The sequence below is a fragment of the Leptotrichia sp. oral taxon 218 genome, assembly GCF_018128225.1.
Taxonomy (GTDB): Bacteria; Fusobacteriota; Fusobacteriia; order Fusobacteriales; family Leptotrichiaceae; genus Leptotrichia.
In genome coordinates this window covers 745,994-760,265 of record NZ_CP072377.1, presented here as the reverse complement: position 1 = coordinate 760,265, position 14,272 = coordinate 745,994, and the positions used below count along the sequence as shown (strand labels likewise).

The window sequence follows — 14,272 nt, the reverse complement described above, 5'->3', positions numbered from 1 at the left end:
TTAAAATTTCAAAAAAATTAATTTCTTAAGATTTATTTTATTTTATATCTCATCACTTAATTAACAATTCTTTTAAGGTAATTTATAAATTTTTGTACCTATTTCCCCAATAACTTCAATTTCCAAATTTTTTCTATTTTCTTTTTTCAAAATTTTATTCAGCGAATTATAAGCCAATTCTGGCGTATTGTTGTCCTTACTAATATGCATTAAATAAACTTTTTTTAATTTATCACATAAAACTTGCCTAACTAGCCTTGCCGCATCTTCATTTGACAAATGTCCGTATCTTCCTTTCACACGATTTTTGAGCTCCCAGTGATAAGGTCCTGTTATAAGCATCTCATAGTCATAATTACTTTCTAAAACAATGACATCACTATTTTTCAAATTTTCTCTGATTATATTATTCACACATCCAACATCACTTGCATAAGAAAGTTTTTTTCCATCAAACTCAAAAGTGTACCCCAGACATTTTTTTGCGTCATGCATAACTTCAAAATTATTTATCACGCAATTTCCAATCACAATTTTATCTTCTTTTATAAAATTAAGATTTTTTTTATCTATTTTCCCAATTTTATCTTTAATCACTCCATAAGTCAGCTCATGTAAATATATCGGAATATCATATCTTCTGGATAAAACTCCAAGACCCAAAATATGGTCAGTATGTTCATGCGTCACAAAAATTCCATCTATGTCTTCAATCCGCTTTTCAATGTCATGAAGTCTTTGAGCAGTTTTTTTTCCACTAAAACCTGCGTCAATCAAAAACTTTTTATTCCCCATTTCAACAAAACTGGAATTTCCGCTACTTCCACTTCCCAAACTTGAAAATTTCATTTTTTTATTTCCTCTATTTATTTTATTATTTTATATTTTATTATTTTAATCTCTTTTATTTTTTTATTTTTTATTATTTTCTTAATTTTTTTAATTTTCTTTATTTTTTACTTTATATTTTTATTTTTTATTTTTTTTATATATCTTTTAATTAATATTTAGTTTTTTATCTTTATATTTTTTTCTTTAAGTTATTAATATTTTATTGATATTTTTTATTATTTAGTAATCAAATATTTGGTGTAATTTTCCCAGTTTTTTTGTCGTAGACCCAGCCACCTTTTTTATCTTTTTTTGTTACAATTTGGTTACTTCGTTCCCTGTGAAGCTTTAAATTTTCAGGAATTTCATAAATCTGTTCAGTTCCATAAAAAGTGCTGAAGTTAAAACCGTCATTTTTTGGACTTTTTATAAGCGACAAATTATTTTCAAATCCAGCAATTTCTGGATAAATTCCCTCTTTTCTATAATATTCATTCACAGCACTCTGAAGTCTTGCCGTTTCCACTAACACATCCGCTTTTATCAATTTATCAGCTTTTCTTGAAGCCATTATCATTACGATAAAAGTCGCAATAGCAAAGGCAAATACAAAAAAAATGCTTCTAAATAACAATTTTCTCAATATTTTCGAACTACTTTCATTAAATGCCATACTTTTCTCCATTTTTTAATTTTTTTTTGCTTTAAAAATCGCTTCTCTTACAACTACTTTCACAGCTTTCGGATAAGTCAACTCAACTTTTAATGCTCCTCTTTTAACATTAATCCAGCCAAGTCCCGCAATTACAAGCTCTTCATTCTCCCCAACTTCCATAATTTCTGTTGCAAACTCATTTTCAAAATATTTATCTTTTTCATTTTGGGATAAAAGTTGGAAAAAATCTCCTTCCAGAAGATCAGCAACTCTTTCTCTGCGAGTCACATGAAATTTTACATTTTTCGAGCTATACGCTGAAAATATTGCTTTATTCTCTGAGTCATTCTTCAAAATTTCAAATCTGCAAAATACATCAAACATAAATACTTGATTTTCTTCAAGTTTAAATGTCTTTCGAGAAATTTCTCCAGATGGAACTAATTTTAACCCAGATTCTATGCTTATTAAATCAGAAACTCTGCCAACTGGAATAAGTCCAGGTGTATCTACAATTGTAACCTGTGTATCTGGAACTTTATTATTTATTGATTTTAATGTCGTTCCAGAATATTTTGAAGTTGTAATTCTGTCATCTTTTAAAAGCAAATTTATAATCGACGATTTTCCAACATTTGACACTCCTAAAATTGTCGCTCTCACTTTTTTATTTTTAAAAATATTATTTATTTTTCTGATTATCCCATTTACGCCATATTTATTTTTAGCACTCACAAATGCAATATCATCTGGAACAATTCCCTCTTCGGCAAGTCTTGCTTTTACCCAATTTGAAATCTCTGTTGGATGAATAAAATCTGGCAATAAATCAATTTTATTAATCAAAACTATTGAATTGTAATCTCGTAAATAGTCCAGAACTTCATCGGTAAACGAACCTTCAAAGTCAATGATGTCAAAAATTGGAAGTATTATATCAGATTTTTTCACACTTTTTAAAACTTCTTTTTTATAATCTTCCGAACTAAAATTATTTGCCAAATTTTGTCCATAATTTTTTATTTTATAACATCTCTGACAAAGCAAATTTTCTTGCGTCAAAAGTTTTTCTTCTGGGACAAATCCTTCTTTATTTTTGTCTTCACATTGCAATTCAATCCCGCAACCAAGGCATTTTTTTGTTATCAATTCTTTCCTCTCTTTCCTCCATCACTACATTTTATACTTTTTATAACCTTCTCTTCTCCCTTTTAAAACTACTCTGTGATAATCCTTATTTTTTGTAATAAGCATTCCCACAAAGCTTCTAAAGATTTTTTTCCAATATTTAAAAATATACATTCTATTTTTTCTATATTTAACTTCTTTTTTTACCAAAGCTCCAAATCCCAAAGCGTAGTTATAAGCTCTCGTCAAATCACTGTAATTTCCTTTTTTCGCTGGATGAAAAATTATATCATTTGCAAAATATCTACCTTTATAACCTTTATGGAGTAAAGTCAACACATAATCAGTTTCTTCGCCACTTCCATAAGTCGCTCCAACTCCCAGCTGCTCATCAAATAAAATAATTTCATCGCCGTTATAATTCACAAAAAAAGTGATGGATTTTACAGTCATATCAACATTATCAGGTGTAATATTCATATCTTTTGTTTCCATAACACCTGTTCCATAATCTTTCCCACGCTCAAGCGTACGGCATGAATAAATTTTATAATTTTTTTTCCTTTCAAAAAAAGAAACCACTTTTTCTAGCGTATCATCGTCATACTCACAATCATCGTCTGGAAATCCAACTATTTCGCCATTTCTCAAAATAAGACCTTTATTTCTATTAAGACTAAGACCTTTTTCATCGCTTTTCACATATTTTATGTCAAATAACTTTTCATATCTCTTTAAAATTTTAAACACTTCGTCATGCTCATTCTGATCTATCGCAATCAATTCAAAATCTTTAAATGTCTGTCTTGAAAGGCTATCCAAAAACAATACAAGCTCATCTGTGACATTTATCGTTGGCATTATCAAAGAAACTTTCATAAAAAAACTTCTCCTTTCAAATTTTTTTATTTTTCAATTAAATTAGCGAATATCCAGTACAGCCATATACGGAAGATGGTCCGATAATTTTGTCCAGTCTTGTGTGTTGTCATTTATGTAATAACTTGACTTAACTCTCCATTTATTTGACTTATTCCCAAAAATATAGTCAATTCTCGGTTTGTCAAGTGATCTTATCTCAGGTGAACGAGCTTCCATATAAGTGTCCTTCCAATTTTTCATCATTTCGCTGTAATAACTTGTCGTTGGCAAAAAATTAAAATCTCCGCTTATAAATTTTATGTCATTTTTGTCAAAAAAACTTGTCAAAACCCCAAGCGACTCTATTTCTTCAGGTTTCATTTCCTGCTTAAAGTCCAAATGCGTATTCATTATCAAAACTTTTTTCCCAAAAACTTTTTTTTGAATTTCAGCAATTATGAGCTGTCGTCTTTCTCGTCCCATCGAAGGCAACTCGTAACTATAAATCTTCTCAATCGGAAATTTTGAAATAAATGCAATTCCAAACTCACCTTTGTCATAATCCATTGCTTTCTGAAAATAATAATAGCCATATCCTAGCTCTTTTGCAATATCCGAAGTCACATCTCTAAAATTACTTCTCTGCGTGTTTCTATCAACTTCCTGAAGTGAAACAAAGTCCGGTGAATACGGCTTTATACTCTGCCCCAATTTTTGTCCATTTGTAAGTCTAGCTCCGTAAATATTATATGTCATCAATTTTAATTCTTTTGCCGAAAGCATAATAGCATTTGCCATCAAAAATAATGACACCATTTTTTTTATACTGCTCATTTTAAAAATACTTCTCCTGTTTTTTTATTATTATATCATTTTTTTTTCTATTCGTAAAATTTATTTTTTAAAAATAAAATTTTAAAAATAAAAATGGAAGACTTTTTTAACAAAAGATAGCAAGAAGTCTCCGGCTTCTACAAGCGGGAGATGAGTTGCTTTTTTTTGTAAAAAAAATTGAAAAAAGAATATATCTATGATACAATTTTTGTATAAAATATTGAAGAGAAGTCATTAAAAATAATATTCAAAATCAAAAGGAGGTGTAATTTTATGAAATATAATTTAGCATTCAAATACAGGATTTATCCAAATAAGGAGCAAGAATTATTGATAAATAAGACTTTTGGATGTGTTCGTTTTGTCTACAATACGATTTTGCATATTGCGAATAAAATTTATGAAGAAACTGGAAAAAATAAAATAATTACACCTGCCAGTTTGAAGAGTGAAAATCAATTTTTGAAAGAAGTAGATAGTCTAGCACTTTCAAATGCTCAATTGAATGTAAGACGATCATTTACGAATTTTTTTCAAAAAAGAGCGAAATTTCCGAGGTTCAAATCTAAAAAGAATAGTATTAAAAGTTACACGACAAATTGTGTGAATAATTCAATCCGAATTGAGGAAAATAAATATTTAGTTTTGCCAAAATTGAAAAAAGTTAAATTAAAATATCATAGAGAAATACCGAAGGATTATAAAATAAAGTCGGTAACATTGACAAACAGTAATGGAAATTACTATGTTTCTGTTTTGACGGAATTTGAAAAAGAAATTCAAAAAAATCCAAGTAATGATAAAGTGATTGGACTTGATTTTTCGATGTCTGAATTATTTGTCAGTTCTGAAAACCAAAGAGCTGATTATCCAAAATATTTTAGGATGTTGGAAGAAGAATTGAAAAAATTACAGAAATCATTATCAAGAAAAGTGAAATTTTCTAAAAATTGGTATAAACAAAAAGTGAAAATATCAAAATTGCATGAATATATCAAAAATTGTCGAAGAGATTTTCTACATAAATTGTCGAAAAAATTGTCTGAAGAATACAATGCTGTGGTTGTTGAGAATTTGAAGTATGAAAGGGATGAGTCAGGCATTAAATTTTGGGAAAAGTGTAGGAGATAATGGATGGGGAATGTTTTTGAGGATGCTTGAGTATAAGTTGATGTTATTAGGAAAACAATTTTTGAAGATAGATAAGTGGTTTCCGTCATCGAAAACTTGTAGTAAATGTGGAAATATTAAAGAGGAACTGAAATTATCAGAAAGAAGTTATAAATGTAAGTGCTGTGGAATTGAAATTGATAGAGATTACAATGCTGCAGTGAATATAAAAAACATTGGAAAAGAAATGTTGAAATATTAGGAAATAAAAAAACAGGGCAGGGACTGTCCAAAGAGCTTGGTAAATATATTTGGCTAGCAAAAGCAGATACTTCCCAAGAAGCTCCCGCTTCTAAAAGCGGGAGTAGTTCACTTTTCTTCCATTAATTTAGTTATTTAGTTAATATAATATTTAGATTAATTTTGATATTTTTTATTTAAAAAGTTCATTTATTTTTTGTATAGTAAAATTTACATCATTTGATTTTGTGATCTCAACTATACTTGTCCCAACTATAACTCCATCTGCAAATTTTCTCATTGTATTAACATTATCATTATTTTTTATTCCAAATCCCAATGACACAGGCAAATCAGTTTTCGTTCTAATATTTTCAATAAATTTTTCAAGTCTTGGTAAATCAACTTGTTTACTTCCTGTCACTCCAAGCGACCCAATTGCATATACAAATCCACTTCCCCTAGATGCAACTTTTTCAATTCTGTCTTGCGAAGTCACACTCACAAAAGGAATAAAATCAATATTATTTTCTTTAGCTTTCTCAAACAGTTCTTTAGCTTCCTCATAAGGCAAATCAGGGACCAAAAGTCCTTTTATACCACATTCTACACATTTTTTAATAAATTTGTCAATTCCATAAGAAAAAATTAAATTATAATAAATTAAAAATACAAGCGGTTTTGTAACTTTCTCTTTCACTTCACTTATCAAATCAAATACTGTGTCTGTTGTAACTCCAGCTTCTGACGCCGTAAAAGAAGCTTCCGAAATAAGTTTTCCATCAGCCAGTGGATCTGAATAAGGAACTCCAACTTCTAATATATCAATGCTTGTCTTATCCAAATTTTCTAAGAAATTTTTTGTAAATTCCAAGTTTGGATAACCTGCGACAACATATCCAATATTTGTTTTTTCTCCATTTTGTTTTTTCTTATCAAATACATTTTTTATACTATTCATTAACATCTTCTCCTCTCAATACTGAAAATACCGTATGCATATCTTTATCTCCTCGTCCAGATACATTTACAATTATAGTTTCTCTTCTATCTTTAGAAAGTGTCGGACAAAGTTTTTCCAAATAAGCAAGTGCATGAGCGCTTTCTATTGCAGGTATTATCCCTTCTTTTCTAGTTACTAAAATTAGTGCATCCATCGCTTCTTTATCAGTAATCGGCGCATAAATTGCCCTTTTCATATCATGCAAATACGAATGTTCAGGCCCTATTCCAGGATAATCAAGTCCTGCTGAAATCGAGTGAACCGGTAAAATTTGCCCATATTTATTTTGCAACACATAAGTTTTCATTCCATGAATAATTCCTTCTCTTCCAAGCGTCAATGTGGCAGCATGTTTATCCGTATCAATTCCAAGCCCTCCAGCTTCAACACCATACAATTTCGTAGTTTCATCATCTAAAAATCCACTAAAAATCCCAATCGCATTACTTCCACCACCAACACAAGCAATAACATGGTCAGCATGTTTTCCTAAATCTTCAATTTGATGTCTAGCCTCTTTCCCAATAATCGACTGAAAATCCCTAACAATCGTAGGATAAGGATGTGGTCCAACAACAGAACCAATCACATAAAATACAGTTTCAATTTCTGCAACCCAAGCCTGAATTGCCGCAGTAGTCGCCTCTTTCAACGTTTTAAGCCCATCTTCAACAGAAACGACTTTCGCTCCCAAAAGCTCCATTCTAAACACATTCAATTTTTGTCTTTCAATGTCAACTGCTCCCATATAAACATCGCATTCAAGCCCAAGAAGTGCCGCAGCAGTAGCAGTCGCAACCCCATGTTGTCCAGCCCCAGTTTCAGCGATAACTTTCTTTTTCCCCATTTTTTTCGCAAGTAAAACTTGTCCAAGCGCATTATTAATTTTATGTGCTCCCGTGTGATTCAAGTCCTCTCTTTTCAAGTAAATGTCGTGATTATAATAGTCACTCAAACTTTTTGCATAATAAAGTGGCGTTTCTCTTCCAACATAATTTTTCAGCAAATCTTCAAAATTTTCATAAAATTCCTTGTCATCTTTCAATTCATTGTAGGCTTTTTCCAGCTCAAATAACGCTGTCATAACAGTTTCTGGAACAAACTGACCTCCAAATTCTCCAAAATATGCTTTTTTATTTTCCATAATTTCTCCTTCTATTTTTATTAAAAAATATTTTTATTTTAAATTAACTTTTTACAATTTTAATTATTTTTTCTATCAATTTTTTATTTTTTCTATCATCAATTTCAACTTTACTGTTGACATCAACAACCGCTGGTCTATAAGACATTGCTGCTTCCACATTTTCTGTTGAAATTCCTCCAGCCAGAATAAACGAATATGGACTTACCTCTTCTAAAGTTTTCCAGTCAAAAGTTTTTCCGTTTCCACCAGCTTTGTCACCTTTTGTTTCAAAAAGGGGATATTCAATAAATGACTTGTAATCATTAATATTTGGAAGTTTATTTTTTACAGCAAAACTTTTCCAAATCGCAGTTTTATCTTTAATGCTTTTTACATCGTTTTTCAAATTGTTCAAATAATTTTTATGAATTCTCTCAAGCGCTTTTCCCAGCTCTTCACAATATTCTGCCGTTTCATTTCCGTGAAGCTGCACAACATCAATTTTAAGAGCTTCTACAATTCTTACAATGTCTCTAATCATTGCATTCACAAATACGCCAACGACTTTTTTCCCATTTTTATGTGCAATTTTTGTGATTTGACTAACAACTTCAATATTCACTTGTCTTGGACTTTTTGCAAAAATACATCCAATATAATCAATGTCAAGTCCTTTTAATTCTTCTATTTCCTCAACCGACCGAATCCCACAAATTTTTAGTAAAGTTTTATTCTTTTCCAACGCATCTCCTTTCAATCCAATAAATTCAAAAATTTATATTATTTTTTAAATTTTTTCCAAATCCAAATTTCCTCTCATAAGTGCTTCCCCAATCAAAAGACCATCAACCCCAATACTTTTTGCATACTCCAAATCCTCTTTCGTAAGAAATCCACTTTCGCCAACAAGCACCAGTTTTTCCTTCATTTCATCTGGAATTTTATCCATCAGCTTTTTCGTAGTCTTAATATCCACCTCAAAAGTATTCAAATTTCTATTATTAACTCCCAAAATTTCTAAATTAGGTATTTTTAACGCTCTCTCAAGTTCAACCTCATCATGCACCTCAACCAAAACATCAAGCTCCAAATCATGTGCCAATTTATGCAACTCACACAAAGTCTTGTCATCCAACATTCTCACAATAAGAAGTATCGCCGAAGCCCCCAAAAACTTAGCATGAGCCACCTGAAACGGAGTATAAATAAAATCCTTCCTCAAAATCGGCATTTTTGGAAATTTCTCTCTTACAATTTTTATAAAATTATTCTCCCCTTTAAAATATTCCTTTTCCGTCAATATCGAAAAAGCCGCAACCCTTTTATCCACATAACTTTGTGCCTGTTTTAACAAATCAAAATCATCTTTCGCAATTTTTCCCTTCGATGGAGAAGCCCTTTTAATTTCTCCAATAATCCGTACTCCATCCTGTTTCAATGCCTCTTTCAACGACGGCTGTTTAAAAGATTTTATTTCTGCTTCAAGCTGTATATCTCTTTTTATTTTTATTTTTTCTAAAATATCCATGTTTTTCCTTTCATAATTTAAAAACTTAATAATGTATCAAAAATTTTGTTTACTAAATCAATAGAAAATATTGTAAAAATAATAAGTGCTACTATATTTAATAAAAAAATTATTATCTTTAATCTAATTTTCTCTTTTTTCTTTTTTTCTTCATCTTCAGTTTTATTTATTTTTTCAAACTTTATAGAGTAAAAATACATAGTTGTTATTTTGAATAATAACCAGATTAATGGAATATTGAAAAAAATGTTATCAATTATACTCTCAATAATATAAAGAGGCAGTATTATACATACTACAAATATTGAAAATTTGAAGAAAAATATAAATAATAATATTATTTCTGGGATTATAAAATACCTCAAACATTTTTCTTTATATAAAGTTTTTATCATCATCTAAATTCCACTTCCAAAAAATTATTTCACATAGTTTTCATAAAATTCATAAACTTTCCCACTCTCAATCGCTTCCAAAATCATTTCCTTTGCCTTTGCAGGATGGTCCACTACATTCGCAGTATAAAGCCCAAACATCGCATTTAACACAACTATATCAAATTTTGCAGATTTTTCTTCACCTTTTAATATTCTCTTTAAAATTTCAGCATTTTCTTCTGCTGTTCCACCTTCGATTTCAGAATGAAAAGCTCTTTTAAATCCAAAACTTTCAGGCGAAATTGTATATTCTAGAATTTGTTCTCCTTTTACTTCGATAATTTTTGTATCATCGCAAATTGTGATTTCATCAAGTCCATCATTTCCACGCACAACCAACGCATGCTTTCTTCCCAATAATTGCAATGTTTCAGCATACAATCTGTGAACAGGCTCATGATAAAGTCCAACTAACTGATATTTTAATTTTTTGTTAGGATGTAACAAAGGTCCTAAAACATTGAAAACAGTTCTTATTCCAAGCTGCTGACGAACTTCTCTAACTTCTCCAACTAATTTATGGAAAAATGGTGCATGGAAAAATGCCAAATGTTTTTTCTCAAGTTTATCTAATTGAGCCAACAATGATTTTTCCAAAGGAACTCCCAATTTATCTAAAACATCACTACTACCACTCTTACTTGAAACCGCACGATTTCCGTGTTTTGCAACAGTTACTCCCATCGCTCCCAAAATAAACGCAACAGCCGTAGAAATATTTATTGTCTTAAATCCATCTCCACCAGTCCCACAAACATCTATCATATCCGACTCATCCTTAAACGTCGTACTATAAGCCAAAATATTTTTTACAAAAGCCGTAAGCGACTCTGGATAAAGACTTTTTTCTGAAATTAAAACTAACAATGCTCCAAGCTGAATAATATTATAATTTTTACTATCAATAATCGCACAAATTTCCTTAAAATCACTATCAGTCAACGCAATATTATCTTGCAATTTTTTTAAATATTTTTTCAAATTTTCGTTTTTTGCCATATTTTCTACCTCTTTTTTTATTTCTTTTTCTCTTTCTTTTTTTTCTTCTTCTCTCTTGTTTTTATTTTCAAGTTTTACAAAATTCTCAATCATCTTTTTCCCGTACTCAGTAAAAAATGACTCAGGATGAAACTGTATTCCATAAATATCCTTAGTTTTATGTTCAACCGCCATAATTACCCCATCTTTTGACTTTGCTGCAACGATTAAATCTGGACTTAGTGTATCTTCATCCACATAAAGTGAGTGATAACGCATTACATTAAACTTTTTAGGTAAATCACGAAATAATTTTGAATTATCATAAAGCACTTCAATTTCTGAAGACTTTCCGTGCATTGGATTTTCCATTCTTTTTATTTGTGCACCAGACACATATCCTATCGCTTGATGTCCTAGACAAATTCCTAAAATCGGAATATCTTCAATTTCTTTCAAAATCTCAAGACAAACTCCGCTATCTTTCGGATGCTTTGGTCCAGGCGATAAAACTATTTTGCTTGGATTCAACTTTCTAATTTCTTCTATCGAAATTTCATCATTTCTCACTGTTCTAACTTCTTCGCAAGACAGCTCTTTTAAATATTGCTCCACATTAAACACAAACGAATCATAGTTATCTATCATTAAAATCATATTCTTCTCCTATTCTGCAAAAAACTTTTTTATTTGCAAAACTTTATTTTTTTATTTTTTTAAAAATTCAATTATATTTATTCTAATTTTTAATAATTACATCTTTTTAGCATTTTTTAGCATTTTTTTCAAAAACTCCTACAACAGATGCTCTTTTGTTGCAAATTTCTCTATATTCATTCTCTTTTATCGAATCAAAAACAATTCCTGCTCCTGCTTGAATAAATACATTTCTTTTTTCATCAACTTTATTAATATCGCAATTTTTATTTTCAAAAAACGCTGTTCTAATCACAATTGCAATTTGAACATCTCCATTAAATCGTAAAAACCCAATTCCTCCGCCATAAGGATTTCGCTTGTAAATTTCAAATTCTGAAATTATTTGCATTGCACGAATTTTTGGCGAACCAGAGAGCGTTCCAGCAGGAAGAGCAAGGGAAATCACATCAAACACCGACACATCTTTTCTTTTTTTTCCATAAACTTCTGACACAATGTGCATAACATGCTGATAATTTTTAATGTGCATAAGATTTTTTACTACAACACTTCCTTCTTCAGCAAATTTTCCCACATCGTTTCGAGCCAAATCCACAAGCATTCTGTGTTCAGCGCACTCTTTTTCATCATTTAACAAATCATTTGCCAAAAATGCGTCTTCATTGGCATCTTTTCCTCTCGGACGAGTTCCCGCAATTGGAGCGATATAGATGTTATCCGATGTAATTTCTACCAATATTTCAGGACTTGAACCAACCACATCTCCATATTTTGTTGGGAAATGGAACATATATGGCGATGGATTTGCTTTAGACAAATATTTGTAAAATTCTAACGAATCCATATTTGTTTCTAACTTCAACTGTTCACTCAAAACAACTTGAAATATGTCTCCAGATTTTATATATTCTTTCGCTTTCTCAACTATTTCATAAAAATGATTTTTTTCATCGTCTAAATTCGTCTTAACAGAATAATAAATTTCTTTTTTATTTTTTAATTTTTCTTTTGCTTTTTCTCTTTCTTCTTTTTTTTCTTTTTCTTCTTCTCTATTTTTTTCTTTTAAATTATCAAAATATTTTTTATTTCCATAAAGCGAATAATCTTTGCTCACTTTTGAATAGTGTAAATACGCTCTTGCATTGGCAAAAATGAACTTTGGAAATTCAAACTGAAAATTTTCAACTTTTTCTATTTTTTCAAAATAATGAACAGTTTCATATGCAAATGTTCCAAAAAGTCCAGAAAATGGCGCAATTTTTTCTCTTTTAGATAATATTTCGTAATAATTTTTTAACATTTTAAAGTCATATTCGTTTGAATCTACATAATCGCAGTCGATTCCAATAATAATTTGTCTTTCGTCTTCCGCAAGATATGAATTTGGAAATTTTTCTCTTATAACTGAATAATAATAAATCGGCTCTCTTGTAAACATAATTTGTTTTCCTTTCTCTTCTCTCTTCTTTGATGCTTAAATATTATGAAGTAAAAATTTTATTAATTTTTTTGTATAATTTTACATAAAACAAAAGTCCTTTAGACCACAAATGTAGAATAAAGGACTTAAAAAAATAAAAAACATTGATAAATTTTATTCACCAATGTTTTTTTATTTATATTCTATACTCAGCAATTAATTAATAAAACTACCTTTAGTTTAAATTTATGGCGAAAAATATTAAATTGTATTTAAAATTTGCCACCACCATAGTAATTTTACCATCTTAATCACTCCTAATTTTTTTTAATTTTTTATATGTTAAAGTATACTACATTTTTTTTAATTTGTAAAGTCCAAATAAAAAATTTTTTTATAAATTTTGTATATGTTTTTTCAAAAAAATATAAATAATAAAATAAAAAAGAAAATAATAATAATAAAATAAAAATAAATAAAAGAAAAAAAGAAAATAACTGGACTAATTTTAAAATTTTTTATATAATTTATTAAAAGGAAAGAAAAGAAAAGAAAAGAAAAATAAATAAAAAAACTAAAAAAATAGGAGAAAAATTAACAAAAAAAAATTATGAAAAAAGAAATATTTTTAAAACAATTTCCAGAAGAATTGGAATATTTGGCAAGTAAACTTTTCAATGCCTACGAATTTTCCCGTGATTTTGAAATAATAAGTTTTACTGAAGAATTTTATCCACCAAACTTTTGGAAAAAATTTCAAAATAAATCAAATGGACTAAATGTTATAACAAACGGCATTTTTGAAGACAGCGACAGACGGCAAATCGCTTTTGTCCCTGAAAATTTTATGCCAAAAGACAGCAAAGATTTTGAAAATTTTTTTGACTTTCCACATAAATTAATAAAAATTTCAATTTCTTCGAAATTTGAAAAATATGGACATAAAGATTTTTTAGGAAGTCTTATGGGTCTAAATATAAAAAGGGAATTGATGGGTGATTTGATTTTGGAAAGCAATTTGGGATATATTCCAGTTTCAAGTAAAATTGTCGATGTGATTTTGACTGAACTTGTAAAAATTGGGAAAACACCTTGTAAAGTCGAGATTGTCAATTTGGAAAAAATGAAAAATTTGCCAAAATATAATTATGACAATAAATTAATTACAGTTTCTTCAAAAAGGCTTGACAGCATAGTTTCTTCAATAACTAATTTATCGAGAAACAAAGTTGTTGAACCAATTGAAAAAGGAAAAGTTTTGGTGGATTATGCAAAAGTGACTGATAAGTCTAAAATAATTGACATTGGGAGCTTGATTACAATAAAAGGATTTGGAAAATACAAACTTTTTTCTGAAAAAGGGGAAACAAAAAAAGGAAGAGAAAGACTTCTTGTAAAAAAATATATTTAATAGGAGATGAAAATTATGAGAGATGTTACACCAAAAGATAATTTAGAATT

Annotated in this window: 13 protein-coding genes and 1 pseudogene; 2 read left to right on the top strand and 12 right to left on the bottom strand. The window is 29.3% G+C overall.

Annotated elements, in window-relative coordinates:
- Window positions 1-72: 72 nt before the first annotated feature.
- The 5 genes from J5A73_RS03565 to J5A73_RS03545 form a co-directional block, all read right to left on the bottom strand.
- A complete protein-coding gene (locus J5A73_RS03565) occupies window positions 73-849 on the bottom strand; it encodes an MBL fold metallo-hydrolase (RefSeq protein ID WP_211616689.1) in 777 nt (258 codons plus the stop codon).
- A 229-nt stretch (window positions 850-1,078) separates the two neighbouring features.
- Entirely contained in the window at window positions 1,079-1,504 is a 426-nt protein-coding gene (locus tag J5A73_RS03560) for a competence protein ComE (RefSeq protein ID WP_211616687.1), read from the bottom strand.
- 15 nt (window positions 1,505-1,519) lie between these two features.
- On the bottom strand, window positions 1,520-2,635 hold the full coding sequence (yqeH, locus tag J5A73_RS03555) for a ribosome biogenesis GTPase YqeH (protein WP_211616685.1): 1,116 nt from the start codon (window positions 2,633-2,635) through the stop codon (window positions 1,520-1,522).
- A gap of 24 nt (window positions 2,636-2,659) precedes the next feature.
- Window positions 2,660-3,493 carry a glycosyltransferase family 2 protein gene (locus tag J5A73_RS03550; RefSeq protein WP_211616683.1) on the bottom strand — a complete coding sequence of 278 codons (834 nt, stop codon included), beginning with the start codon at window positions 3,491-3,493 and terminating at the stop codon, window positions 2,660-2,662.
- 42 nt (window positions 3,494-3,535) lie between these two features.
- Entirely contained in the window at window positions 3,536-4,309 is a 774-nt protein-coding gene (locus tag J5A73_RS03545; RefSeq protein ID WP_211616682.1) for an endonuclease/exonuclease/phosphatase family protein, read from the bottom strand.
- Between the two features lie 273 nt (window positions 4,310-4,582).
- Here J5A73_RS03545 and J5A73_RS03540 point away from each other — a divergent pair.
- A pseudogene (locus J5A73_RS03540) lies at window positions 4,583-5,681 on the top strand (RNA-guided endonuclease TnpB family protein).
- A 171-nt stretch (window positions 5,682-5,852) separates the two neighbouring features.
- On the opposite strand, the gene trpA reads toward J5A73_RS03540, so the two are convergent.
- From trpA to J5A73_RS03505, 7 genes are all read right to left on the bottom strand, one after another.
- Window positions 5,853-6,620 (bottom strand): tryptophan synthase subunit alpha, encoded by a 768-nt coding sequence (trpA, locus tag J5A73_RS03535; RefSeq protein WP_211616680.1) that lies wholly within the window; start codon window positions 6,618-6,620, stop codon window positions 5,853-5,855.
- Entirely contained in the window at window positions 6,613-7,806 is a 1,194-nt protein-coding gene (trpB, locus tag J5A73_RS03530) for a tryptophan synthase subunit beta (protein WP_211616678.1), read from the bottom strand. Before trpB ends, trpA begins: the two co-directional genes overlap by 8 nt.
- A gap of 43 nt (window positions 7,807-7,849) precedes the next feature.
- Complete coding sequence (locus J5A73_RS03525) at window positions 7,850-8,530, bottom strand: phosphoribosylanthranilate isomerase (protein ID WP_249069377.1); 681 nt, start codon at window positions 8,528-8,530, stop codon at window positions 7,850-7,852.
- A gap of 45 nt (window positions 8,531-8,575) precedes the next feature.
- Window positions 8,576-9,316, bottom strand: coding sequence for an indole-3-glycerol phosphate synthase TrpC (trpC, locus tag J5A73_RS03520; protein ID WP_211616674.1), 741 nt, complete (start codon window positions 9,314-9,316; stop codon window positions 8,576-8,578).
- Between the two features lie 17 nt (window positions 9,317-9,333).
- Window positions 9,334-9,714 carry a hypothetical protein gene (locus tag J5A73_RS03515; RefSeq protein ID WP_249069376.1) on the bottom strand — a complete coding sequence of 127 codons (381 nt, stop codon included), beginning with the start codon at window positions 9,712-9,714 and terminating at the stop codon, window positions 9,334-9,336.
- Window positions 9,715-9,735: 21 nt separating this feature from the next.
- Window positions 9,736-11,388 (bottom strand): anthranilate phosphoribosyltransferase, encoded by a 1,653-nt coding sequence (gene trpD, locus J5A73_RS03510; RefSeq protein WP_211616672.1) that lies wholly within the window; start codon window positions 11,386-11,388, stop codon window positions 9,736-9,738.
- 106 nt (window positions 11,389-11,494) lie between these two features.
- Entirely contained in the window at window positions 11,495-12,829 is a 1,335-nt protein-coding gene (locus J5A73_RS03505) for an anthranilate synthase component I family protein (RefSeq protein WP_211616670.1), read from the bottom strand.
- A 592-nt stretch (window positions 12,830-13,421) separates the two neighbouring features.
- Here J5A73_RS03505 and J5A73_RS03500 point away from each other — a divergent pair.
- Entirely contained in the window at window positions 13,422-14,222 is an 801-nt protein-coding gene (locus J5A73_RS03500) for an RNA-binding protein (RefSeq protein WP_211616668.1), read from the top strand.
- Window positions 14,223-14,272 lie beyond the last annotated feature (50 nt).

Excerpts from the sequence above, each read along its gene's own strand:
- J5A73_RS03565 (WP_211616689.1), bottom strand. The coding sequence starts at position 849 with ATGAAATTTTCAAGTTTGGGAAGTGGAAGTAGCGGAAATTCCAGTTTT.
- J5A73_RS03500 (WP_211616668.1), top strand. The coding sequence starts at position 13,422 with ATGAAAAAAGAAATATTTTTAAAACAATTTCCAGAAGAATTGGAATAT.
- J5A73_RS03505 (WP_211616670.1), bottom strand. The coding sequence starts at position 12,829 with ATGTTTACAAGAGAGCCGATTTATTATTATTCAGTTATAAGAGAAAAA.
- J5A73_RS03515 (WP_249069376.1), bottom strand. The coding sequence starts at position 9,714 with ATGATGATAAAAACTTTATATAAAGAAAAATGTTTGAGGTATTTTATA.
- trpA (WP_211616680.1), bottom strand. The coding sequence starts at position 6,620 with ATGAATAGTATAAAAAATGTATTTGATAAGAAAAAACAAAATGGAGAA.
- trpD (WP_211616672.1), bottom strand. The coding sequence starts at position 11,388 with ATGATTTTAATGATAGATAACTATGATTCGTTTGTGTTTAATGTGGAG.
- J5A73_RS03545 (WP_211616682.1), bottom strand. The coding sequence starts at position 4,309 with ATGAGCAGTATAAAAAAAATGGTGTCATTATTTTTGATGGCAAATGCT.
- trpC (WP_211616674.1), bottom strand. The coding sequence starts at position 9,316 with ATGGATATTTTAGAAAAAATAAAAATAAAAAGAGATATACAGCTTGAA.
- J5A73_RS03560 (WP_211616687.1), bottom strand. The coding sequence starts at position 1,504 with ATGGCATTTAATGAAAGTAGTTCGAAAATATTGAGAAAATTGTTATTT.
- trpB (WP_211616678.1), bottom strand. The coding sequence starts at position 7,806 with ATGGAAAATAAAAAAGCATATTTTGGAGAATTTGGAGGTCAGTTTGTT.
- J5A73_RS03550 (WP_211616683.1), bottom strand. The coding sequence starts at position 3,493 with ATGAAAGTTTCTTTGATAATGCCAACGATAAATGTCACAGATGAGCTT.